This is a genomic window from Modestobacter roseus (assembly GCF_007994135.1).
Classification (GTDB): Bacteria; Actinomycetota; Actinomycetes; order Mycobacteriales; family Geodermatophilaceae; genus Modestobacter; species Modestobacter roseus.
Genome location: NZ_VLKF01000001.1, coordinates 2,713,869 through 2,735,035 on the forward strand (window position 1 = coordinate 2,713,869; position 21,167 = coordinate 2,735,035).

26 protein-coding genes are annotated in these 21,167 nt (G+C 73.0%); 15 read left to right on the top strand and 11 right to left on the bottom strand.

Translation table 11 applies throughout. From position 1 onward, the window contains the following. Nucleotides 1–4: 4 nt before the first annotated feature. The 3 genes from JD78_RS12820 to JD78_RS12830 all read left to right on the top strand — a co-directional run bounded on the left by JD78_RS12820 (nucleotide 5) and on the right by JD78_RS12830 (nucleotide 2,241). On the top strand, nucleotides 5–193 hold the full coding sequence (locus JD78_RS12820) for a DUF6104 family protein (RefSeq protein WP_153361377.1): 189 nt from the start codon (nucleotides 5–7) through the stop codon (nucleotides 191–193). Between the two features lie 70 nt (nucleotides 194–263). Beyond that, nucleotides 264–1,457 (top strand): multidrug effflux MFS transporter, encoded by a 1,194-nt coding sequence (locus JD78_RS12825; protein WP_153361376.1) that lies wholly within the window; start codon nucleotides 264–266, stop codon nucleotides 1,455–1,457. Between the two features lie 79 nt (nucleotides 1,458–1,536). After that, nucleotides 1,537–2,241 carry a metal-dependent hydrolase gene (locus JD78_RS12830; protein WP_153361375.1) on the top strand — a complete coding sequence of 235 codons (705 nt, stop codon included), beginning with the start codon at nucleotides 1,537–1,539 and terminating at the stop codon, nucleotides 2,239–2,241. Between the two features lie 8 nt (nucleotides 2,242–2,249). Here the strand turns inward: JD78_RS12830 and JD78_RS12835 are convergent, their stop codons facing one another. Beyond that, entirely contained in the window at nucleotides 2,250–2,651 is a 402-nt protein-coding gene (locus JD78_RS12835; RefSeq protein ID WP_228395268.1) for a S24 family peptidase, read from the bottom strand. 50 nt (nucleotides 2,652–2,701) lie between these two features. Here JD78_RS12835 and sodN point away from each other — a divergent pair, with 50 nt between their 5' ends. The 6 genes from sodN to JD78_RS12865 all read left to right on the top strand — a co-directional run bounded on the left by sodN (nucleotide 2,702) and on the right by JD78_RS12865 (nucleotide 7,347). After that, nucleotides 2,702–3,106, top strand: coding sequence for a superoxide dismutase, Ni (gene sodN, locus JD78_RS12840; RefSeq protein WP_153361373.1), 405 nt, complete (start codon nucleotides 2,702–2,704; stop codon nucleotides 3,104–3,106). A 168-nt stretch (nucleotides 3,107–3,274) separates the two neighbouring features. Then, nucleotides 3,275–4,573 (top strand): PP2C family protein-serine/threonine phosphatase, encoded by a 1,299-nt coding sequence (locus tag JD78_RS12845; RefSeq protein WP_153361372.1) that lies wholly within the window; start codon nucleotides 3,275–3,277, stop codon nucleotides 4,571–4,573. A gap of 12 nt (nucleotides 4,574–4,585) precedes the next feature. After that, nucleotides 4,586–5,251, top strand: a complete 666-nt coding sequence (locus JD78_RS12850; protein WP_153361371.1) for a phosphatidylserine decarboxylase — start codon at nucleotides 4,586–4,588, stop codon at nucleotides 5,249–5,251. Nucleotide 5,252: 1 nt separating this feature from the next. Further along, on the top strand, nucleotides 5,253–6,059 hold the full coding sequence (gene pssA / locus JD78_RS12855; RefSeq protein WP_153361370.1) for a CDP-diacylglycerol--serine O-phosphatidyltransferase: 807 nt from the start codon (nucleotides 5,253–5,255) through the stop codon (nucleotides 6,057–6,059). Then, a complete protein-coding gene (locus JD78_RS12860) occupies nucleotides 6,056–6,538 on the top strand; it encodes a GNAT family N-acetyltransferase (RefSeq protein ID WP_208104093.1) in 483 nt (160 codons plus the stop codon). The genes pssA and JD78_RS12860 overlap by 4 nt, the downstream gene beginning before the upstream one ends. A 26-nt stretch (nucleotides 6,539–6,564) precedes the next feature. Further along, nucleotides 6,565–7,347: an HAD-IIA family hydrolase gene (locus tag JD78_RS12865; RefSeq protein WP_208104094.1), complete on the top strand. Its 783-nt coding sequence runs from the start codon at nucleotides 6,565–6,567 to the stop codon at nucleotides 7,345–7,347. 58 nt (nucleotides 7,348–7,405) lie between these two features. Here JD78_RS12865 and JD78_RS12870 read toward each other — a convergent pair whose 3' ends face one another. Continuing rightward, on the bottom strand, nucleotides 7,406–7,888 hold the full coding sequence (locus JD78_RS12870) for a hypothetical protein (protein ID WP_153361369.1): 483 nt from the start codon (nucleotides 7,886–7,888) through the stop codon (nucleotides 7,406–7,408). Between the two features lie 75 nt (nucleotides 7,889–7,963). Between JD78_RS12870 and JD78_RS12875 the strand changes: the two genes are divergently transcribed. Then, the gene (locus tag JD78_RS12875) at nucleotides 7,964–8,935 is read left to right on the top strand and encodes a diacylglycerol/lipid kinase family protein (RefSeq protein ID WP_153361368.1); all 972 of its coding nucleotides are present in this window, start codon (nucleotides 7,964–7,966) and stop codon (nucleotides 8,933–8,935) included. A 316-nt stretch (nucleotides 8,936–9,251) separates the two neighbouring features. Continuing rightward, nucleotides 9,252–9,503: a WhiB family transcriptional regulator gene (locus JD78_RS12880; protein ID WP_153361367.1), complete on the top strand. Its 252-nt coding sequence runs from the start codon at nucleotides 9,252–9,254 to the stop codon at nucleotides 9,501–9,503. Between the two features lie 99 nt (nucleotides 9,504–9,602). Here the strand turns inward: JD78_RS12880 and JD78_RS12885 are convergent, their stop codons facing one another. Continuing rightward, nucleotides 9,603–11,087 (bottom strand): sensor histidine kinase, encoded by a 1,485-nt coding sequence (locus JD78_RS12885; protein WP_153361366.1) that lies wholly within the window; start codon nucleotides 11,085–11,087, stop codon nucleotides 9,603–9,605. Between the two features lie 86 nt (nucleotides 11,088–11,173). Between JD78_RS12885 and JD78_RS12890 the strand changes: the two genes are divergently transcribed. Further along, nucleotides 11,174–11,686 carry a GNAT family N-acetyltransferase gene (locus tag JD78_RS12890; protein ID WP_228395267.1) on the top strand — a complete coding sequence of 171 codons (513 nt, stop codon included), beginning with the start codon at nucleotides 11,174–11,176 and terminating at the stop codon, nucleotides 11,684–11,686. A 2-nt stretch (nucleotides 11,687–11,688) separates the two neighbouring features. On the opposite strand, the gene JD78_RS12895 is transcribed toward JD78_RS12890, so the two are convergent. Both JD78_RS12895 and JD78_RS12900 read right to left on the bottom strand, forming a co-directional pair. Next, on the bottom strand, nucleotides 11,689–11,913 hold the full coding sequence (locus tag JD78_RS12895) for a biotin/lipoyl-binding carrier protein (protein WP_153361365.1): 225 nt from the start codon (nucleotides 11,911–11,913) through the stop codon (nucleotides 11,689–11,691). A gap of 66 nt (nucleotides 11,914–11,979) precedes the next feature. Then, nucleotides 11,980–13,023, bottom strand: a complete 1,044-nt coding sequence (locus tag JD78_RS12900; RefSeq protein WP_153361364.1) for a biotin carboxylase N-terminal domain-containing protein — start codon at nucleotides 13,021–13,023, stop codon at nucleotides 11,980–11,982. 255 nt (nucleotides 13,024–13,278) lie between these two features. On the opposite strand from JD78_RS12900, the gene JD78_RS22900 reads away from it, so the two are divergent. Beyond that, on the top strand, nucleotides 13,279–13,353 hold the full coding sequence (locus JD78_RS22900) for a 50S ribosomal protein bL37 (protein ID WP_014742531.1): 75 nt from the start codon (nucleotides 13,279–13,281) through the stop codon (nucleotides 13,351–13,353). A 43-nt stretch (nucleotides 13,354–13,396) separates the two neighbouring features. Here the strand turns inward: JD78_RS22900 and rsrA are convergent, their stop codons facing one another. Continuing rightward, on the bottom strand, nucleotides 13,397–13,783 hold the full coding sequence (gene rsrA, locus JD78_RS12905; RefSeq protein WP_228395266.1) for a mycothiol system anti-sigma-R factor: 387 nt from the start codon (nucleotides 13,781–13,783) through the stop codon (nucleotides 13,397–13,399). Further along, the gene (locus tag JD78_RS12910) at nucleotides 13,780–14,493 is read right to left on the bottom strand and encodes a sigma-70 family RNA polymerase sigma factor (protein ID WP_228395265.1); all 714 of its coding nucleotides are present in this window, start codon (nucleotides 14,491–14,493) and stop codon (nucleotides 13,780–13,782) included. Before JD78_RS12910 ends, rsrA begins: the two co-directional genes overlap by 4 nt. 256 nt (nucleotides 14,494–14,749) lie before the next feature. On the opposite strand from JD78_RS12910, the gene ybaK reads away from it, so the two are divergent. Next, nucleotides 14,750–15,226 (top strand): Cys-tRNA(Pro) deacylase, encoded by a 477-nt coding sequence (gene ybaK / locus JD78_RS12915; protein ID WP_166521166.1) that lies wholly within the window; start codon nucleotides 14,750–14,752, stop codon nucleotides 15,224–15,226. Nucleotides 15,227–15,304: 78 nt separating this feature from the next. Here the strand turns inward: ybaK and JD78_RS12920 are convergent, their stop codons facing one another. The 4 genes from JD78_RS12920 to JD78_RS12935 all read right to left on the bottom strand — a co-directional run bounded on the left by JD78_RS12920 (nucleotide 15,305) and on the right by JD78_RS12935 (nucleotide 19,528). Continuing rightward, complete coding sequence (locus JD78_RS12920; RefSeq protein ID WP_153361580.1) at nucleotides 15,305–15,955, bottom strand: MAE_28990/MAE_18760 family HEPN-like nuclease; 651 nt, start codon at nucleotides 15,953–15,955, stop codon at nucleotides 15,305–15,307. A gap of 7 nt (nucleotides 15,956–15,962) precedes the next feature. Beyond that, nucleotides 15,963–17,096 (bottom strand): DUF262 domain-containing protein, encoded by a 1,134-nt coding sequence (locus tag JD78_RS12925; protein ID WP_153361579.1) that lies wholly within the window; start codon nucleotides 17,094–17,096, stop codon nucleotides 15,963–15,965. 97 nt (nucleotides 17,097–17,193) lie between these two features. Next, nucleotides 17,194–18,768 carry a fused MFS/spermidine synthase gene (locus JD78_RS12930; RefSeq protein ID WP_166521167.1) on the bottom strand — a complete coding sequence of 525 codons (1,575 nt, stop codon included), beginning with the start codon at nucleotides 18,766–18,768 and terminating at the stop codon, nucleotides 17,194–17,196. A gap of 13 nt (nucleotides 18,769–18,781) precedes the next feature. After that, nucleotides 18,782–19,528, bottom strand: coding sequence for an SOS response-associated peptidase (locus JD78_RS12935; protein ID WP_153361578.1), 747 nt, complete (start codon nucleotides 19,526–19,528; stop codon nucleotides 18,782–18,784). A gap of 162 nt (nucleotides 19,529–19,690) precedes the next feature. Between JD78_RS12935 and JD78_RS12940 the strand changes: the two genes are divergently transcribed. Next, nucleotides 19,691–21,151, top strand: a complete 1,461-nt coding sequence (locus tag JD78_RS12940) for an NAD-dependent succinate-semialdehyde dehydrogenase (protein ID WP_153361577.1) — start codon at nucleotides 19,691–19,693, stop codon at nucleotides 21,149–21,151. Nucleotides 21,152–21,167: the final 16 nt, after the last annotated feature.

Below are 21,167 nucleotides of genomic sequence, written 5' to 3' on the forward strand. Positions count from 1 at the left end.
GCCGGTGTACTTCACCGATCGCGGTATCGAGGAGCTGGCCGGCCGGCGGGGCGAGGAGCAGGTCAGCCTCGCCTGGCTGGCCGACCAGCTGCAGGCCTTCGTCGACCAGCACCCGGACTTCGAGGTGCCGGTCGAGCGGCTGGCCACCTGGCTGGCCCGCGGCGGCACCGACGACGACCTGGACGACGAGTGACACCGGACGACGAGTGACCGGCGCCCCCTCTGCTCCCCCGCGGAGGGGGCGCCCGGCCGGATGGGACCTGATGGTCCTGCTGGGCGCCCTGTCGGCCCTCGGTCCGCTGTCGATGGACCTCTACCTGCCGGCGCTGCCCACCCTCGAGCGTGAGTTCGACGCCGGCCAGTCGGCGACCCAGCTGACGCTGACCGCGGTGGCGCTGGGGCTGGCGCTCGGCCAGCTGGTCGTCGGCCCGCTGTCGGACCGGCTCGGCCGCCGCGTCCCGGTGCTGGTCGGGGTGGGTGCCTACGCCCTCGCCTCGCTGCTGTGCGCCCTCTCCCCCGACGTGTGGGTGCTGTCCGGCATCCGGCTGCTCCAGGGCGTCGCCGGAGCGGCCGGCATCGTGCTGGCCCGGGCGGTCGTCCGGGACCGGCTGGAGGGCGCCGAGGCCGCCCGGGCGTTCGCCGTGCTCGCCTCCATCATGGGCGCGGCTCCGGTCCTCGCCCCGGTGGCCGGCGCCCAGCTGCTGCGGTTCACCGACTGGCGGGGTGTGTTCGTCGCGCTCACCGGCATCGGGGTGGTGCTCTTCCTGGCCACCCTGTGGCGGATGCCGGAGACCCTCCCCCCGGAGCGCCGGGTCGCGGGCGGCTTCCGCACCACCGCGCGCAACGCCCGCCGGCTGCTGGCCCGGCGGGCCTTCGTCGGGGCCGTGCTGGCCCAGGGGCTGGGCTTCGGCACGCTGTTCACCTACATCTCCAGCTCCTCGTTCGTGCTGCAGTCGGGGCAGGGCCTCAGCGCGCAGCAGTTCGGCCTGGTGTTCGCCGTCAACGGGATCGGCATCGTCCTCGCCGGCCAGGTGTCCCGGCTGCTGGTCCGCCGGCTGGGATCCCGCACGCTGCTGGTCACCGGGCTGAGCGTGGAGGTCGTCGGCAGCGCCGTGCTGCTCGTCGGGGCGATGGCCGGGGCAGGGCTGCCGCTGGTGCTGCCGATGCTGTTCCTGGTGGTCTCCGCCAACGGCCTGGTGCTGCCCAACGCGACCGCGCTGGCCATGGCGGACGCCGCCCGGATGGCCGGGACGGCATCGGCGCTGGTCGGCACGGCGCAGTTCGCGCTGCCCGGGCTGGGGGCACCCCTGGCCGGGTTCGGCACCCCCGGCACGCTGCTGCCGATGGCGGCGGTGATGGTCGGCTTCGCCGCGACCGGGTGGCTGGCCGCCGTCGTCCTGACCCGGGAGCGGGCCCCCGCCGGCCGCGACCCCGGAGAGGTGCCGGCCGCGGCCTGACCGGCGGCCCGGTCACGCGGGGTGCGCACCACCCGCGCGCCTCCCCCGCCGCGCCTCACGTCGGCGGCACGCTCCGTGCGTGCTCGGTCACTCTCATGCGCTCTCCGGCCTGGCCGCCGGCGCCGCGACGCTGCCCTGGGCACCGGTCGAGGGCACCGTGGCCCAGGTGGCGTGGGTGGCCGCCGCGGGCGGGTTCGCCATGCTCCCCGACCTCGACCAGCGCGGGTCGACCATCTCCCGGATGTGGGGGCCGTTCACCGACGCGCCGTCCGGGCTGGTCAACACGATCGCCCGAGGGCACCGGTGGGGCACGCACGACGCCGTCCTCGGCCCGCTCGCGTTCGGCCTGCTCGCCTCCGTCGCCGCCTGGCAGCACTGGTCGAGCCTGCTGCTGCTGGCGCTGGCCATCGGCCTGGCGCTGCGGGCACTGCACTTCGTCATCCCCGGACGGGCGGAGAACACCGTCCTCGGCAACCTGGTGCTCTCCTGGGGTGGCGCATGGCTGCTGCTGGCGCACAGCCCGCCCCCCGGCTGGCTGCCGTGGGCCGTCGTCGTCGGGGTGCTCACGCACATCGCCGGTGACGGGCTGACCAAGGAGGGCGTGCCGCTGCCGGTGTTCTGGGTGCTGCGCCGCACCCGGCTCAACCCGGTGCACCTGCGCACCGGCGCGACGATCGAGAAGGCGGTGCTCGTGCCGTTGTTCGGCGCGGCGACGCTGGTGTTCCTGTACCTCAACACCGGAGCCCGGGACCTCGTCGACCCGCTGCTGGACCGCCTCGGCTGAGGGGCCGCTCAGCCCGGCGGCGGGGCCGCCGGCAGGCGTCCGGGGCGGGGCCACAGCCGCGCCACCACCCGACCGACCACGACAGCCGGGCCGAACGCCCGGCTGTCGTCGGTGACGAACGGGTTGTCCCCCTCCACCCACCAGCGGCCGTCGTCGAGCGGCCGGCGGGCGCGCTTGACCACCAGCAGCTCCGGCCGCGAGGGGAACCGGGCCAGGACCACGTCGCCGGAGCGGACCGCGTCGCCGGAGCGGATCGGGCGGGACCGGGGCAGCCGTCGCACCAGCAACCGGTCCGCCGACCGGACGGTCGGGGACATCGACGGCCCGGCGACCCGGGCCAGGACCCACGGCGTGGGCAGCCCGGGGAGCTCCGCGGAGCCACCGCCGCTGGACGTGTTCGCGCTGATCACCGCGGGTAGGGTCCCAGACGATCCATCCCCACGAACCCGGAGGCACACCCATGCGTCTGTTCCGCATGTTCTCCGCCGTGGAGGCCACCGCGCACTGTGACCTCCCCTGCGGCGTCTACGACCCCGCCCAGGCCCGGATCGAGGCCGAGTCGGTCAAGGCCATCCAGGAGAAGTACCAGGGCAACGAGGACCCGGTCTACCGGACCCGCGCCGTCCTGATCAAGGAGCAGCGGGCCGAGCTGGTCAAGCACCACCTGTGGGTGCTCTGGACCGACTACTTCAAGCCCCCGCACTTCGAGAAGTACCCGCAGCTGCACGAGCTGTTCAACAAGGCCACCAAGCAGGCCGGCGCCGCCGGCGGCAAGGGCAGCATGGACCCGGCCGAGGGTCAGAAGCTGCTCGACTACATCGCCGAGATCGACAAGATCTTCTGGGAGACCAAGGCAGCTGCCTGAGGAAGGACCCCCTCCCTCCCCCGCCACTCGCTCCACCGGTGGCGGGCCCCGGGGAGGGGGCCGTTCCGCCACGTCACCTGCCGGGTCGCCCTCGGGCGACCCGGCAGTGCCGTTCCTGCCTCCGGTCCTGGGTGGCAGCCCCCTGCCGACCCAGGAGACCGGTAGCCCGTGAGCCCCCACTTCGACCTGCGCCCGTTGCTCGAGCGGGTGGAGGCAGCCGCCCCGGTCGACGCCGTCACCGCCGTCACCGCCGAGCTGGCCAGCCTCTCCGGCGCGACCGAGGTGTCCTTCCTGATCGCCGACTTCAGCGGCCACGCCCTGGTCCGGCTCGGGACGGCGACCCGCGCGCCGGACGGGTCGCGCGTCCAGGGCGCCGAGCACGCGGAGACCCTCCGGCTGGAGGGCACGGTGCACGAGCAGGTGCTGCGCACCCAACAGGCCGCCGTGCAGGCCGGGGACGACGCGGGCGTGCACGTGATCGTCCCGGTCACCGACCGCGGCGACGCCATCGGCCTGCTGGAACTGGTGCTCCCCGAGCCGCCCGGCGAGCAGGAGCTGGCCGACATCTCCGCGGCCGGGCACGCACTCGCCTACGTGGTCGTCGCCAACCGCAGGCACACCGACCTCTTCGAGTGGGGCCAGCGCACCACGCCGTTCTCGCTGGCGGCGGAGATCCAGCGCCGGCTGCTGCCCAGCGCCTTCACCTGCGAGGCCGGCCAGTTCACCCTGGCCGGCTGGCTGGAGCCGGCGGCCACCGTGGGCGGGGACACGTTCGACTACGCCCTGGACCGGGACTCCCTCCAGGTCTCGATCACCGACGCGGTGGGGCACGAGGTCGGCGCCGCCCTGCTGGCCACGCTGCTGGTCGGCAGCCTCCGCAACGAGCGGCGCCGCGGGATGGACCTGGGTACGCAGACGCGCAACGCCAACGACGCCGTCGCGGCGCACTCCGCGGCCGGCGGGTTCGTCACCGGCCAGGTGGTGCGCGTCGACCTGCACAGCCGCCGAGCGCAGATCGTGAACGCCGGGCACCCCTTCCCCCTGCGGCTGCGCGAGGGCCGCGTGGAGGAGGTCGAGCTGCTCATCGACCTGCCCTTCGGCATCCAGGCCGGCACCGGCTACCGACTGCAGCACTTCCCGCTCGAACCCGGCGACCGGGTCGTCTTCGTCACCGACGGGATGCAGGAGCGCAATGCCGCCTCCCTGGACGTGGCGGCGACGCTCGCCGCCACGTCGGCGCTGCACCCCCGGGAGGTGGTGCACGAGCTCGGGCAGGCGGTCCTGCGCGCCACCGGCGGGGTCCTGCGGGACGACGCCTCCGTGGTCTGCCTCGACTGGTACGGCGGTCCCCCGCGGGCGCGGGAGAGCGACGCCGGGGCCAGCAGGCGGCTCGCCTCCGGCGGGGCCGGCTCCGGCGCACCCTCCCCCGGCGCCACGTCCGCGGGCGCCGCGTCCGGCTCCCGGTAACCTCGGTCCGCGATGCGCATCGACCCGGCCGGCTGGCCCTTCCTCGCCGTTCCGTCGGTCTCCGCGGCGGCGCTGTCCACCCTGGGCCGCGCCACCGGGTCCCGACCGGTCCGGCTGGCGGCGTGGCCGCTCCTGGCCCTGACCGGCTACATGGCGCTGTTCTTCCGCGACCCGGACCGGCCCTGCGACACGGTGCCGCCGCCGGACGACGAGGTCATCTCCCCCGCCGACGGCGTCGTCATGGTGGCCGGCGAGCCGCAGCCCGGGGTAGCCCCCGACGGCGACTGGCAGCAGGTCAGCGTCTTCCTCTCCGTCGTCGACGTGCACGTCAACCGGTCGCCCTACCGGGGCCGGGTCACCTCCGCCAGCTACCGGCCGGGCAGCTTCCTGGCCGCGTACCGCAAGGAGAGCGCGCACCGGAACGAGCGCAGCGAGCTGTGGCTCGCCGACGGCGACCGCACCGTGGTGTTCCGCCAGATCGTCGGGGTGCTCGCGCGGCGGATCGTCACCCGGGTGCGGGAGGGACAGCAGGTGGCCACCGGAGAACGGATCGGGCTGATGAAGTTCGGGTCGCGGATGGACGTCTTCGTGCCGCGCGAGTGCACGGTCACCGTCTCCACGGGGCAGCGGGTGCGCGGCGGCGAGACCGTCATCGCACGCTGGCCGCGGCCGGCCTGAGATGCCTCCGGTGTCCGGCAGACGGACGACGACGGTCGAGTTCGTCCGCGGGTCGATGCGCGGCGGGCGGCGGCGGGCCCGGGCCTGGCTGCCCAGCCTGTTCACCCTGGCCAACATGGCGTGCGGCTTCGCGGCCATCCTGGTCTCCTTCCGCGGGGAGTACCGGCTCGCCTGCCTGCTGGTCGGCCTGTCGGTGGTCTTCGACATCGCCGACGGCGCGGTCGCCCGGCTGGTCGGAGCGGTGTCCCCCTTCGGCCTGCAGTTCGACTCGCTCGCCGACCTGGTCTCCTTCGGCCTGGCCCCGTCGCTGGTGGTCTTCGCGCTGTTCTCCGACGGCCGTGACCAGTGGGACCCGCTGGGCTGGCTGGCCTGCTTCGTCTGGGTGGCCTGCGCCGCGATCCGGCTGGCCCGGTTCAACACCACGATCGACCCGACGGCGGACAAGCGGTACTTCACCGGGCTGCCCAGCCCCGGCGCGGCCGGCGTCGTGCTGGCCAGCGTCTTCGCCTTCGCCGACGCCATGCAGGGGCGCGACCGGCTCTGGGTCCTGCTGGTGCTGGTCGTCCCCGGACTGCTGATGATCAGCAACGTCCGCTACCGGTCCTTCCGCTCCCTGGTCAGCCCCAAGAGCGGCAAGCCCTACAGCCTGGTGGCCGCCGCCGTGGTGGTCGTGGTCGGCTTCTCCACCGTGCCGGTGGTGACCGGCTGCGTGCTGGCCTACGGGTACCTGCTGTCCCCGCTGGTGATGCCGCTGCTCTCCCCGCTCGAGCGGCTGGTGCCCGACCGGGTCAAGGAGGTCCTGTCGTGACCGTGCGCCCGGTGGAGCCCGACGACGTCCCGGCCGTGCTGGAGATGATCCGGGAGCTCGCCGCCTACGAGCGGGCCGAGCACGAGGCGCAGATGACGCCCGGCCAGCTGCACGGGGCCCTGTTCGGGGAGCAGCCCGCGGTGTTCGGGCACGTCGCGCTCGCCGCGGACGGCAGCACCGCCGGGTTCGCGCTCTGGTTCCGCACCTTCTCCACCTGGCGCGGCACCCACGGCATCCACCTGGAGGACCTCTACGTCCGGCCCGAGCACCGCGGCACGGGCCTGGGCCGGGAGCTGCTGCGCACGCTGGCCGAGGTCTGCGTGGCGCGCGGGTACGCCCGGCTGGAGTGGTCGGTGCTGGACTGGAACGCGCCGTCGATCGAGTTCTACAGAGCGGCCGGCGCCGTGCCGATGGACGAGTGGACGGTCTACCGGCTGACCGGCGGGGCGCTGGACTCCTTCGCCGCCGCCCGCCGGTGACCACCCCGACTGACGAGGAGGACGGCGTGACCACCGAACGCAGCGAGTCCCTGTGCTGGCTGACCGACATGGACGGCGTGCTGGTGCACGAGGGCAACGCCCTGCCCGGCGCCGCGGAGTTCCTGCAGCGGCTGCGGGACCGGGAACGCCGTTTCCTGGTGCTGACCAACAACTCGATCTTCACCCCGCGGGACCTCTCGGCCCGGCTCTCCCGCAGCGGCCTGACCGTGCCGGAGGAGTTCATCTGGACCTCGGCCCTGGCGACGGCGGACTTCCTCTCCTCGCAGCTGCCCGGGGGCTCGGCCTACGTGATCGGCGAGGCGGGGCTGACCACCGCGCTGTACGAGGCGGGCTACGTGCTCACCGACACCGACCCGGACTACGTGGTGCTGGGCGAGACCCGCACCTACTCCTTCGAGGCGATCACCCGGGCCATCCGGCTGATCGGCGACGGCGCGCGGTTCATCGCCACCAACCCGGACGTGACCGGGCCGTCGCCGGAGGGACCGCTGCCCGCCACCGGATCGGTCGCGGCGATGATCACCAAGGCCACCGGCGCCGAGCCCTACTTCGTCGGCAAGCCGAACCCGATGATGTTCCGCAGCGCGATGAACCGCATCGAGGCCCACTCGGAGTCCACGACCATGGTCGGCGACCGGATGGACACCGACGTCGTGGCCGGCATCGAGGCCGGGCTGGACACCGTGCTGGTGCTCACCGGGTCGACGAAGGAGGCGGACGTGACGCGCTTCCCGTTCCGACCGGGTCGGGTGCTCCCCTCGATCGCCGAGGTCATCGACCTCGTCTGACGAAGGCCCCCCGTGCCCCCACCGCTCGCACGCTCGCGGCGGGTCCCTGCACCGGCGCCTAACGGTCGAGGAACGCCAACCGGGCCTCGGGCGTGGCCAGCAGGTACAGCTCCAGCCCCACCAGGGCCAGCAGCGGCACCCCCAGCAGCGGCTGGTCGGCCTGGAAGGCCGCGGTGTACCCGATGACCCCCAGCAGCAGCTGCAGCACGATCACCGGGCCCCTGGACCACCCGGACACCCGCCACAGCCCGACCGCCGCGGCCGACAGCAGCCCGGCGCCCAGTCCGACGTAGACCACCTCGGCCAGCGCCCGGCTCACGCTGTCCGGGTCCCCGGCGACCGTCAGGAAGAGCAGCAGCAGCGCCAGCGCGATCAGCCCCGCCGCCTCGACGGCGACCACCAGGGCCGCCCAGCGGACCGCGCGGGGCGCCGGCGGGCGCTCGCGCACCGGCTTCGGCGCCGCCGGCCGCGCGGCGCCGCCGAGCAGCCCCTCCGCCCGGGGCCGCCGGCGACCGGCGGCGTTCGACTCCTCGCCTGACACGGCCCAGAGGCTACGCCCGGGGCCGCCGGGTGAGTTGCCCGAAGGCGCCGCGGAGGCGCTGGCTATGTTGACCGCATGCGTGCGCTGCTGGTGGCGAACCCGGCGGCGACCACCACCACCCGGAAGGTGCGCGACGTCCTGGTCCGGGCGCTCTCCAGCCAGCTCGAGGTGGAGGTCGCGGAGACGGCCCACCGAGGGCACGGGCAGGAGCTCGCGGCGCAGGCGGCGACCGACGGTGTCGACGTCGTGGTCACCCTCGGCGGCGACGGCACGGTCAACGAGGCGGTCAACGGCCTGCTCGCCGCCGGCCCGGGCGACCGGGTCCCCACGCTCGCCGTGGTCCCCGGCGGTTCGACCAACGTCTTCTCCCGGGCGCTGGGGCGTTCCCGCGACCCCGTCGAGGCGATCGGGGAGATCCTCGATTCGCTGCGCGCCGGGCGCACCCGAACGGTGTCGCTGGGGACCGCGTCGGCGCGTCTGCCGGACGACGGCGGAGCGACCGGTGAGCAGTGGACCGAGCCACGCTGGTTCGCCTTCGCCGCCGGCATGGGGTTCGACGCCGACGTGATCTCCCGGGTCGAGGCGCAGCGGGAACGCGGACGCCGGTCCAGCGGTCTGCTGTACGTCCGGGCCGGCCTCGACGCCTTCGTGCGGGGCCAGGACCGGCGCCGCCCGACCATGACGCTCACCGTGCCCGGGGAACAGCCCGTCGACGGGCTGTTCCTCGCGCTGCTGTCCAACGTGAGCCCGTGGACCTACCTGGGCTCCCGGCCGATCGACCCGAGCCCCCAGGCGTCCTTCGACACCGGGCTGGACGTGTTCGCGATGGGCCGGGTCGGCGTGGTGCGCATGCTGCACCACGTCCGCCAGGTGATGGCCGCCGAGCCGGACGCCCGGGGCCGGGGCATCCACCGCTGGCACGACCTGACCGAGCTCACGCTCACCGCCACGCGCCCGCAGGGGTGGCAGCTCGACGGCGACCACCTCGGCACCACGACCGGCTTGCGGGTGCGCTCGGTGCCCGACGCGCTCCGGGTGGTCGTGTAGGGGTCGTCGCCCCGTGCGCGCGGCGCCCGCCCACCCCGCCGGGGGATGCGCGGACGGCGTCCGACCCGGACCCGAGTGGCGAGGCCCGCACACCCGTGGTGAGCTTCCTCACGAGCACCGGTGAACAAGCGGGAGTCTGCTTGACAGCCCGGCGTCTCGTGAAAGCATCACAAGCAAGCAACCTGCCGGTAACAAGGCAGGCGGTCGCCGTTCACGACGCCGGGCCTCCGGCGCGTTGATCTGCGGGGGCGGTCATCAGAGCCGGCGGCCGACTGCCCACCGACAGCACTCAGCCGAGATCGAGGAGTACACAGCCATGGACTGGCGCCACCGCGCGCTCTGCCGGGACGAGGACCCGGAGCTCTTCTTCCCGATCGGGACGACGGGCCCTGCGGTCGTCCAGATCGAGCAGGCCAAGGCTGTGTGCCGTCGCTGCCCGGTCGTGGAGTCGTGCCTGGAGTGGGCACTCAGCTCCGGCCAGGACTCCGGCGTCTGGGGCGGCCTGTCCGAGGACGAGCGCCGCGCCCTCAAGCGACGCACCGCCCGCACCCGGGTACGCACCGCCTAGTCGAACGACCCGTCCCCTCACCCCGCACACCCGGGGGTGAGCCGCTGGACGGAGCACACAGCGAGGGCCGTTCCGTGATCCGGGACGGCCCTCGCTGCGTCACCGCCGCGGACGGCCCGCTCCGGGCAGGGTGAGCACGGCCTCCGTGCCCGGTCCACCGCCGGCCGGCGGCCCCATCTCCAGCGTGCCGTGCAGCTCGCTGGTGACCAGCGTGCGGACGATCTGCAGGCCCAGGCCGGTGCTCGCCGCCGGGTCGAAGTCCGGGGGCAGCCCCCGCCCGTCGTCGTGCACCCGGACCTCCAGGTCGGCGCCCTCCCGGCGCGCGTGCAGCACGATCGTGCCGGGCGAGCCGTCCTCGAACGCGTGGTGCGCGGCGTTGTGCAGCAGTTCGGTCACCGCCATCACCAGCGGCGTCGCGGCGGCCGCGGGCAGCTCCCCGAACCGGCCGTCCCGGGTGAACCGCGCCGCCGGCCCCACCGAGGTGACGTCCCCGAGCATCGGCAGCACCTGGTCCAGCACGTCGTCGACGTCGACCACGTCCTCCCGGCTGCCGGCCAGCGTCTCGTGCACCACCGCGATCGACGCGACCCGGCGCACCGACTCCTGCAGCGCGGCGCGGGCGGCCGGCTCGGTCATCCGGCGGGCCTGCAACCGGAGCAGCGCCGCCACGGTCTGCAGGTTGTTCTTCACCCGGTGGTGGATCTCCCGGATGGTGGCGTCCTTGGTCATCAGCGCGCGGTCCCGCCGGCGGACGTCGGTGACGTCCCGGACCAGCACCAGCGCGCCCTCCTCGGCCCCGGGCGCCTGCAACGGCAGCGCCCGGACCAGCATGGTCGCCGCGTCGTTCTCCACGTCCATCGGGTCGGGGAACCGGCCGGCCACGGAGGCCGCGATGCTCGCCGCGACCGCCTCCCCGGCCACCCGGTCGGCCGAGACGCCGCGGGTGACCTCGGCGAGGTCCGCACCGACGACGTCGCCCATGACCCCCATCCGCCGGTAGGCCGACAGCGCGTTGGGGCTGGCGTAGACGGCACGGCCGGCGGAGTCCAGCCGGACCAGCCCGTCGCCGACCCGCGGGCTCATCTCGGCGTCGTCGAGCATCCGCGGCGGGAAGGTGCCGGCGGCCACCATGAGCGATAGGTCGGCGGCGATGTCGAGGTAGGTCAGCTCGAGCGTGGACGGCGCCCGGGTGGCCGCGAGGTTCGTGTCCTTGGCCAGCACCGCGACCACCACGCCGTCGTGCCGGACGGGGATGACCTCGCGCCGGCGCGGAGCCGTCCCGGTCCAGTCCGGCTCCCCCTCGGTGACCGGGCGCCCCTCGGTGTGCGCCTGCACCAGCTGGGCGGCGTCGTCGCCGCTGAGCTCGGTCCCGATCAGGTCGTCGGGTTGGCTGGTCGGCGCGGTCAGCGGGCGCACCTGGGCCACGCACCACCACGCGCCGTCCTGCAACGGCACCCACAGGGTGAGGTCGGCGAAGGCCAGGTCGGCGAGCAGCTGCCAGTCGGCGACCAGCCGGCGGGCGTGGTCGACCTGGGACGGGCTCGCCGCGGAGCTCCGGGTCAGGCGTTCGGACAGGCTGCTCATCGGGAGGAGCTTAGAGGCCCTGTCCGGAGGCTCACCCGAGCCTGCGAGGGAGGAGCGGGGCAGGGTCCTTTCACTACCCTGCGCTGGTGACCCCCTCCACCCCGATCCGCGGCGCCACCGTCGACATCGGCCCCGCCCGCGCCGACGAGCACGACCGGATCGGCCGGCTGACCGCCGGCGTCTACACCGCCGAGGGGTTCGCCTCGCCGGACTACGCCCAGCAGCTCGCCGACGTCGCCGGCCGGGCCGACCGGGCCGAGCTGCTCGTCGCCCGGGACGGTGACGGCCGGGTGGTGGGCAGCGTCGCGCTGGCGCTCACCGACGACTTCGGCCAGGTCACCGAGGCCGACGACGAGGCGGCCTTCCGGATGTTGGTGGTCGACCCCGCCGCGCGCGGGCAGGGGCTCGGCGAGGCCCTCGTGCAGGCCTGCCTGGACCGCGCCCGGGCGGCCGGCAAGCGCCGGATGCTGCTCTCCACCAGCCCGGAGATGACGACGGCGCACCGGATCTACGAGCGGCTGGGGTTCACCCGGCTACCCGAGCGCGACTGGAGCCCGGTCCCGGGCATCGACCTCCGGGTGTACGCGCGCGAGCTCTGACCTCAGCCGGGGACGACGGTGGCGATGAGGTCGCCCTCCTGGAGCACCTCGCCCTCCACCACGTGCAGCTCACCGACGACGCCGGCCCGCTCGGTGAGCACCGGGATCTCCATCTTCATCGACTCCAGGATCACCAGCGTGTCCCCGGCCGCCACCTGGGCGCCGGGGGCCACCAGGACCTTCCAGACGCTGGAGACCATCTCGGCGTGGATCTCCTCGACCGCCACCGGCGCGCCTCCTCAGTCGTCGTCCCCGCCGCCCGGCGGGGACGACCATGAAAGCACGCCGGGTGGTCAGCGGCGGTCGGCCACCAGCGGACCCGCGATCCGGTGCAGCACCCGGCAGGCCTCGGCTGCGTCGTGCGGCACCCCGGTCTCGGGCAGCCCGGTCAGCACGTCGGTGGCCGCGCGCGCCGCCGCGGCGACGTCCGGGGCCGACGCGCTGACCGTCGCCAGCAACGCGTCGTACCAGCCGTCCAGGCGGTCCCCGGGGTCGTAGCCGCGGACGGCGACCACCTCGCGGTCGGTGCCCTGCACGCTGCCGGGCGGGAGGTCCGGGAGGCGCCCGGTCACCCGTCCGGCGACCCCCGGCGCCAGGGTGGCGCGCAGCTGGACGGCCACCGCCGGGCGACCCGGGGCCGTCCCGTCGTCGTCGGGGGCGTCGTCGACGGCGCTGCGCAGCGAGAGCTCGACGGCGTCCACGCCGTGCGACCGTTCCAGCACGGCCATGTCCAGGGAGAACCCGGCGGCGACCTCGGCCAGCTCGCCGTCCGGGTCGATGCCCACCGTGACCAGGCCCCGCCACCCCAGCTCGGGCAGGCGGCGGGCCGCGGCCGGGAGCGGGCCGACCCCTTCCGCGGGGGTCCAGCTGACCCGCAGCGTGCCCCCGGCCGGGTCGCGCACCACCGGGGTCACGTACCGCAGGGCGTCTTTGGTGACCCAGGCCAGGAACCCGCGCCCACTGGCCGGCTCGACCCCGTCGCCCCCCAGCCGTTCGAGCACCTCCGCGTGCGGCCCGATCCAGGTCAGCCCCGCCTCGGCCACCGCGGCGGCCAGCCGGGCGTTCCCGGCGAGCGCGGACGGCACCGGCAGCACGGCGTGCACGCGGGTCCGGCGCGCGGCCTCGACCAGGCGGCGCACGTCGAGGTAGGACTCGGCAGCGGGTGCGGGACCCAGCAGCACCGACTCGTCGGCCATCCGGACGTGCCGGGCGTCCTGCTCGGCCTCGGAGCACACCGCGACCGCCTTGACACCCAGCTGCGTGCAGGCCGCGATCACCGCGCACGCCGCCGGGCCACGGCCGGCGACCAGCACGCTCTCCACCGCCGTCTGGGCCACCCCGTCCCCCTCCCCGGCCTGAGGCCGGCCTCGTCCCCACCAGTTGGTCCCCACCAGTTGGTCCCCACCACTCGCCCCCGAGCCTGACAGGTGCCCGGGTGGACCGCGCACCGCCGCACGGCAGCAGCCGGGCGCGTGAGATCCTCGTCGGGTCAGCTTGGCCGGTCCAGGTGCTCCTCGCACGCTGCACCGGTCGACATCACCCGCCCGCCGGGGCACCACCGGCGGGAACCCGACCAGAGTGAGGAGGCAGCGATGTCCAAGCGTGGACGCAAGCGGCGCGCCCGCAAGAAGAGCGGCGCCAACCACGGCAAGCGCCCCAACGCCTGATCGACGGCGCCAGATCCACGGCGACCGGGGGCGCCCCTCCCGCTCAGGCGGAGGGGCGCTCCCCCGGCAGCTGCTCGGTGTAGGTCTCCACGCTGGACCGCTCGATGCGGACCTGGGTGCCGTCCTCCTCGAAGGAGACGGTGGTCAGCTGCACCTTGATCCGGTCACGCAGCCCGGGCGGCGGCGCGTCGCCCCCGCAGCGGCGCCGCACCAGCGCCTTGAACTCCTGCTCGATGCCGAACTGCCGCAGGCAGGGCGAACAGTCCTCGAGGTGCTCGGCGATCACCGATCGGCGGGCGTCGTCCGTCTCGTGGTCGAGGAACTCGAACACGTGCGAGAGGACGTCGTCGCACGAGGTGATGTCGACGTCGTCGTGGGCGCCGTGCCCACCCTCGGTCGCGCGCGTTCCGTCGTGAGCGCCGGTGCTCATGAGCGGGTCGCCTCCTCCGTGGCCCCCGCGCGGACGAAGCCGCGGTCGCGGGCGTAGTCGGCCAGCAGCTTCTGCAGACCGCGGCGACCGCGGTGCAGGCGGGACATCACCGTGCCGATGGGCGTGCCCATGATCTCGGCGATCTCCTTGTAGGCGAACCCCTCGACGTCGGCGAGGTAGACCGCCAGCCGGAAGTCCTCCGGCAGCTGCTGGAGGGCGTCCTTGATGTCGGAGTCGGGCAGGTGGTCCAGCGCCTCGATCTCCGCCGAGCGCAGACCGCTGGAGGTGTGCTCCTCCGCGGCGTAGAGCTGCCAGTCCTGCACCTGCTCGGTGGGGTACTGCTGCGGCTGCCGCTGCTTCTTGCGGTAGCTGTTGATGTAGGTGTTCGTCAGGATCCGGTACAGCCAGGCCTTGAGGTTCGTGCCCTCGGCGAACTGGTGGAACGCGGAGTAGGCCTTGACGAACGTCTCCTGCACCAGGTCCTCGGCGTCGGCCGGGTTGCGGGTCATCCGCAGGGCCGCCGGGTAGAGCTGGTCCAGGTAGGGCAGGGCGTCGCGCTCGAACCGGGCGTCACGCTGCGCCCGCGACTCGGCGAGCTCGCTCCGACTGCCGTCGGCGCGGGCCTCCGGCGTCTCCTCGCGCTGGTCCGGCTGCGCTGCAGCCGCGTCCGCCTCGACGACGGGGTTCTCGACCGTGGGCTCCTCGGGCACCGACCGTCCTCTCTGCGGCGCCCGGGAACGGGGCACCACGTCGGACGATCCTAGCCGGGACCGGTCGGGACGGCCGGGGGGACGACGGGACGGGGCGGCGCTGCGCGCGGTCCGCGCCGCCGCACCCGGGGCTGTGCTGCTCACGAGGGGTCCAACCGTGCGCCTCCCGAGGGGATTCCCACGACCGGGGGACCCCGGGACGCGTCGTGCCGTCCGCCCCCGACGGCCGTGCTCGGTGCACCTAGGCTCACCGGCCGTGGCGGCGACCCCGGCGGTGCGGACCCTGGACCAGGCGCGGGCGCGGTACTCCCTGCACGAGTACGACCCGGCCGACGGCGGGGACGGGCACGGGTACGGCGAGGTGGCGGTGGCCGCGCTGGGCGCCGACCCGGCCCAGGTGTTCAAGACCCTGGTGACCCGGGTTGACGGAGCGCTGACCGTCGCCGTCGTGCCGGTCAGCGGGCACCTGGACCTCAAGGCGCTGGCCGCCGCCGCCGGGGGCCGGAAGGCCGCGATGGCCGACCCCGCCGACGCCGAGCGCGCCACCGGCTACGTGCGGGGCGGGATCAGCCCGCTGGGCCAGCGCAAGGCGCTGCCCACCGTGGTCGACGACTCGGCGCTGGGCTTCACGACGGTGCTGGTGAGCGCCGGCCGGCGCGGGCTGCAGGTGGAGCTCGCGCCCGCGGACCTGGTGCGGCTCACCCGCGCGCGGACCGCGCCGATCGCGCGGTAACTGCTCGGTTATCAAGTGTCACAACATGCCTTCGCCCCCCCAGTCGCCGGCCTAGGCCCTCGCATCTAGACCAGCGATTTACGCGCGCCAGGCGAGATAGGTCTGATTGGCCGCGGCATCGATGACCTGATTAGCTACAGAATCCATCAGCGAGACGACCCGATCCTTGAGCTCGCTCCATTCAGTCTCTGCAATGGCCGTGAATTCGCCATGAGCAACCCTATTGCGCGAAGCGACCAGGTTCTCGTCGATCAGATCTTGGAATTCGTCATACATGTCGGTGGGGCAGCCAATGCTCGTCAGCACGTCCATCAGTACCCGGTAGGACAGATTCGATTCCGTTCTAACATCGTCGCGCGAAGTAGGGATCAAGATGCGCGCAGTCGCCTCCTCGCGAATCATTCGCACGACATCAACGTGCCCCTGAATCCTGCGCGACTGCTCGAGCCCGAGAAGCCGCCCACGAATCGCTAAAGCGGCAATCTCTGGACGCACCTTTTGGGTGGTAAGTCGCTGGGATGCCAAAAAGCACAGATACCAGTGACACGAGTTTTTTACGAATCCCTCCCAGTGTGCATAGAGCATCGCGACTGATGCACGAAGAAGAGCGCGCTGCACATCCGGGTTGCTTCGCCGAACTTCGGCAGAGAAGACTGCAATCTCCTTCTTGCGCCACGCGAGGTCGTCCGCGATGCGCTCAAAGAGCAACTCTGAGGTTTGAATTTTCACGACTCACTCAGGACGCGAAGAAGCTCGAAGCGAACGGAAGGGTCTTCGTGACTCGAGTCGACGCGCGTATGCCGCTCCCCGACCCAGTTCGAAACTCGTCACTTTCCCAAAGCTCGCACACCCGGTTGACCAGTGTTTGAGGGTCCTCCGCTACGCGCGCCTGCCAGACATCGACCGACTTCGACAGGCCGACCGTAATAGATTCGAAAGCCGAGACCGAAAATCCGCCCAGAAAGCGGTCTCGCGCTGCGTCATAGCGCCTGAAGCTCTCATCCGCCAGCGACTTGTTCAAGAGACTGAAAATCGCCCCGAACGTGCTCGCTTGCGTCGCCCGGTCAAAGTTCGAGTCGAACGTGAACTCAAAGAGCTTCTCCGAGAGAAAGTCATCCATGCTTCGCATGTTTCGCCACTCGCTCTCTATCGAGTTCGCGAGGACCAGATAACGACAGACCAGTTCTGCGTCGTACCCCTCATCGTAAAGTCGATCACTGATCGCAAGCGTAGCCTGGAAGTCAGGATTGATTCGAAGCGCCTCGATCCACTCGAACATCGACGCATCGCGCATGATTAGCTGAGCGTTACGAATTTCCTGAGAAGTGGCCACGCTCCCGCCAGCATTTAGTCGGTCGAATAGCTCATACTTGCTCTTGTCGTCACTCTCCGGCAGAAGGATCTTGACGTCAATTTTCGCTCGTTTCAAGGAGAGTCGCTGCCCAGGTGTCAGGGTCGAAGGTCCAGTAGGCCCATCATCAGCTCCGTAAACGAGACCTTGCAACGACGGCAAGTACGCGGTGCTCACCAGAGCACTGGCCGGCAAAGTCTCCGACTTAGCCTCGTCGCGCAACTCACCCATGAACTCAAGAATAGTGCTCAGCCGCTGGAGTCCGTCGATAACCTCCCACACGCCATCCTCTCGCTGCATCACAAAGATCGAAGGCAAAGGGATTCCCAGAAGAAGGCTCTCGATTAGCCGCGACTTCTGATCGATCCCCCAGCGAAAGAGACGCTGAAACTCTGGACGAATGATCAGCTCAGACTGTCGGTATAGATTGACGAGTTCCCCGATCGACATCGCGTACGACTCGGCTCGGATGGTCTGACGACCGGATTCGATCTCAGCTTGCAGTCCTGACGGCGCCACGAACCATCCCTCATTGCGTGTCGATAGCGTTTCGATCTGAGCCTAGAACGTGTTTAGGCAGAGCCCTAACAACATGCGGCGTGTTGGGCCGGCGCGCTCAGCGGGCGGTGGTCGCGTACGGGGTGAGCAGCTGGTCGACCGGCGCGAAGTCGTCGGTCAGCACGCCGGCGTCGCCGACGAACCGGTCGAGCTCCTTCCCCGTCGCCACCTGCCAGGCCAGTTGCCGCTCCTCCAGGGCCGCGGCAATGCCCTCGACCGGCAGCGGCTGCTGCGAGGCCACCGCGACCACGTTGCCGCCGTCCTCACCGGCCAGCACCGGGGCCCGGGCCAGCAGCGCGACGTGGTCGAACACCTCCCGCAGGGTGGCGAGCTCCGCCCGGACGAACCCCAGCGGCGGGTGGTCGATGAGGTTGACCGCGTAGACGCCGTCCTCGGCCAGGGCGTCGTCGACCAGGCGCAGCGCCTCCACCGTGGTCAGCTGCCAGGGCACCGAGAGACCGCCGAAGGCGTCGCCCACGACCAGGTCGCGCTGCCCGGCCGGCTCCTCCCCCAGCCCGACCCGGCCGTCACCGACCCGCACCTGCAGCTGCGCGGACCGCTCCAGCCCGAGCTCCTCCTCGTCGATGGCGACCACCCCCGGGTCGACCTCCAGCACCCGGCTGACCGTGCCCGGCCGGACCTCGGCGAGGTAGCGGGGCAGCGTGAGCCCGCCGCCGCCGACGTGCAGGGCGGACAGCGGCTCCCCCGCCGGCGCCAGCGCGTCGGTGACCGCGGCGATCGCCTGCACGTACTCGAACTCCAGGTACGTGGGGTCGGCCAGGTCGACGTAGGAGTGGCGCAGCGTGTCCAGCTGCAGCACCCGCCCGGTCGGCCGTCCCGGATCGGTGGTGACCCGGGCGCAGTGGTAGGCGGTCTCCCGCCCGCACGGGGTGGGGGCGACCGCGGCGAGCAACGGAGCCGCGAGGGCCAGCACGAGCAGCCCGACCGGGAGCCGGCCGGTCACCCCCGGGGTCCGGCGGCGCAGCAGCACGGCCAGGGCCACGCCGACGAGGACGACGAGCAGCCCGGTGCCCACCAGGATCACGCTGCTGGGCAGCACCGCGATCAGCAGGAAGCCGGTGGCGAAGGTGGCCACGATGCCGCCGATGGTGCCGATGCCCGACAGCCGCCCGACCACCGAGCCGGTCTGCGCCAGGTTGCCCAGCTGCAGCGCCACCACCATCGGCGGGACGGCGGACAGCAGCGCGGCCGGCACGACCACGGCCACCGCGGCCAGCAGCAGCACGTTGCCCGCGGCGGCGCCGGTGAGCAGCTCACCGGCGAACCGGACCAGCGGCAGCACGGCGACCACCAGGGCGCCCCCGGCGACCATCAGCGGCGCGATCAGCCGGCGCGGGTCGGTGCGGTCGGCGGCCGCACCGCCGGCCCAGGCGCCCACCGCGATCGCGGCCAGCGCGAAGCCGATGACCGCGGTGCTGGTCTGGAGGGTGACGCCGACGTAGGGCGCGATCAGCCGGAGACCGACGATCTCCAGCACGAGCACCGCCCCGGAGGACAGGAAGGTGACGCCGGCGGCGATCCAGTCGGGCAACGCCCGCGACTCGGGTGCCGACGTCTGCGGTCTGCCCGCAACGGTGGTCGGGTCGGGGTCCAGCGGGCTCACCTCGGGCATCAGGGACGGACGATCAGAACAGGGCGGGCTGGTCGGCCGGCTCGGCGACCGTCTCCACGCGGGCGGTGAGCTGCGGGCCGTTGTTGGCCACGTTGCCCACGGCCGGGCCCACCGGGCGGATCTCCAGCCGCTCGACGAGCTCCGGCGGGGTCGGCTCGGCCACCTCGGTGACGTCCTGCACCGCCGGGTCCAGCCAGCCCGCCCAGCGCTCGCGGGGCAGCACCAGCGGCATCCGCGGGTGCACCTCGGCCAGCGCCCCGACGGCCGGCGCCGTCACCACCGTGCAGGTGTAGAGCCGGTCGTCGCCGCGCCCCCAGACCTCCCACAGCCCGGCGAAGGCGAGACCGGCGCCGTCCTCTGGGGTGACGTAGTACGGCTGCTTGCCCGGCCGGTCGGTGCGCGGCGCCCACTCGTACCAGCCGTCGGCGGGCACCAGGCAGCGGCGGCTCGCCGCGGCGGTGCGGAACGCCGGCTTCTCGGTCAGCGACTCCACCCGGGCGTTGAGCATCCGGTTGCCGATCGCGACGTCCTTGGCCCAGGAGGGCACCAGGCCCCAGCGCACGGCCCGCAGCTCGCGGTGCCCGCCGCCGGTCAGCGCCCCCTCGGCGTCCCGCTCCTTCGTGTGCCGGACGACGTACACGTCCTTGGTCGGCGCGACGTTGTGGTCCGCCGGCAGCGCGGGCTGCCCCTCGGCGGCGACCGCCTCGAACTCGACCACCAGGTCCTCGGGACGGCGGCTGGCGGCGTAGCGACCACACATGGCGACTCCTCCCCGGGCACCGGTGGGCCGGCGACCAGCAGCCACCCTAGGTGGGTCTTCCGTCCCGCGCCGCCGCCCGTGTGATCCGGGCCGCACAGCGGTAGGACGGAGGGGCACAGCGCCGACCCAGACAGCCGACCCGAGCGATGGAGGCACGACGACGTGACGACCCAGGCTCCACCGACCGACCACCCGAAGACCGCCGGCGACGCCGGCGACCGCCCGTACGCGACGATCGACCCGGCCACCGGACGCACCGAGCAGGAGTTCCCCTTCCTGGACACCGCCGAGGTCGACGGCGTCGTCGAGCGGGCGCACGCCGCCTTCGCCGAGTGGCGCCGCCGCCCGGTCGCCGAGCGCGCCGCGGTCGTCGGCCGCATCGGCGAGCTGATGCGCGAGCGCCGGGACGACCTCGGCGCGCTGATCACCAAGGAGATGGGCAAGCGCATCCAGGAGGCGACCGGCGAGGCGATGCTCGTCTCGATGATCTTCGACTGGTACGCGCAGAAGGGCCCGGGCTTCCTCGAGCCGAAGCCGATCGACGTGATGGAGGGCGAAGCGGTCGTCGTCAACGAGCCGGTCGGCGTACTGCTCGCGATCGAGCCGTGGAACTTCCCGCTCTACCAGGTGGCCCGGGTGGTCGCCCCCAACCTGGTGCTCGGCAACGTGGTGCTGCTCAAGCACGCGGAGAACAACCCGCTGACGGCGCTGGCCATCGAGCAGCTCTTCCGCGACGCGGGAGTCCCCGAGGGCGTCTACACCAACCTGTTCCTGCGCATCTCCGACGTCGAGCAGGTGATCGCCCACCCGCACGTGCAGGGCGTGACGCTGACCGGCAGCGCCCGCGCCGGCAGCAGCGTGGCCTCGCTGGCCGGCAAGCACCTGAAGAAGTCGGTGCTCGAGCTCGGCGGCAGCGACCCGTTCATCGTCCTCGACGCCCCCGACGTCTCGAAGACGGTGCAGGCGGCCACCATGTCGCGCACGCTGAACACCGGCCAGGCCTGCATCGCCGCCAAGCGGTTCATCGTGATGGACGACGTCTACGACGAGTTCGTCTCCGGGCTGACCGAGGCGTTCCGCGGGCTGCAGCCCGGCGACCCGGCCGACCCGGCCACCACGCTGGGCCCGCTGTCCTCCGAGCGAGCCGCGCAGGACTACACCGCCCAGGTGCAGGACGCGATCGACAAGGGCGCGACGGTGCTCGTCGGCGGCGGCCGGCCGGACCGCGAGGGCGCCTACGTCAACGCGACGCTGCTGGCCGACGTGACCCCGGAGATGCGTGCCTACCGCGAGGAGCTCTTCGGCCCCGCCGCGGTCGTGTACCGGGTGTCCAGCGAGGACGAGGCGGTCGAGCTGGCCAACGACACCGAGTTCGGGCTCAGCGCCTCGGTCTTCTCCGCCGACGTCGAGCGCGCCCGGGCCGTCGCCGACCGGGTCGAGTCGGGGATGGTGTGGATCAACTCCCCGTCCGGCACCTCCCCCGAGCTGCCCTTCGGCGGGGTCAAGCGCTCCGGCTACGGCCGCGAGCTCTCCGAGCTGGGCATGTTCGAGTTCGCCAACCAGCGGCTGGTGCGCACCGTCGGCACCCCGAAGCGCGAGACGGTGGAGGCGGCGGCCGGCTGACCCGCCGGCCCCGGGG

Coding starts and splice junctions, on each gene's coding strand:
- JD78_RS12850 (WP_153361371.1), top strand. CDS start 4,586: ATGCGCATCGACCCGGCCGGCTGGCCCTTCCTCGCCGTTCCGTCGGTC.
- JD78_RS12825 (WP_153361376.1), top strand. CDS start 264: ATGGTCCTGCTGGGCGCCCTGTCGGCCCTCGGTCCGCTGTCGATGGAC.
- rsrA (WP_228395266.1), bottom strand. CDS start 13,783: ATGAGCACCGGCGCTCACGACGGAACGCGCGCGACCGAGGGTGGGCAC.
- JD78_RS12935 (WP_153361578.1), bottom strand. CDS start 19,528: ATGTGTGGTCGCTACGCCGCCAGCCGCCGTCCCGAGGACCTGGTGGTC.
- JD78_RS12880 (WP_153361367.1), top strand. CDS start 9,252: ATGGACTGGCGCCACCGCGCGCTCTGCCGGGACGAGGACCCGGAGCTC.
- JD78_RS12930 (WP_166521167.1), bottom strand. CDS start 18,768: ATGCCCGAGGTGAGCCCGCTGGACCCCGACCCGACCACCGTTGCGGGC.
- sodN (WP_153361373.1), top strand. CDS start 2,702: ATGCGTCTGTTCCGCATGTTCTCCGCCGTGGAGGCCACCGCGCACTGT.
- JD78_RS12885 (WP_153361366.1), bottom strand. CDS start 11,087: ATGAGCAGCCTGTCCGAACGCCTGACCCGGAGCTCCGCGGCGAGCCCG.
- pssA (WP_153361370.1), top strand. CDS start 5,253: ATGCCTCCGGTGTCCGGCAGACGGACGACGACGGTCGAGTTCGTCCGC.
- JD78_RS12875 (WP_153361368.1), top strand. CDS start 7,964: ATGCGTGCGCTGCTGGTGGCGAACCCGGCGGCGACCACCACCACCCGG.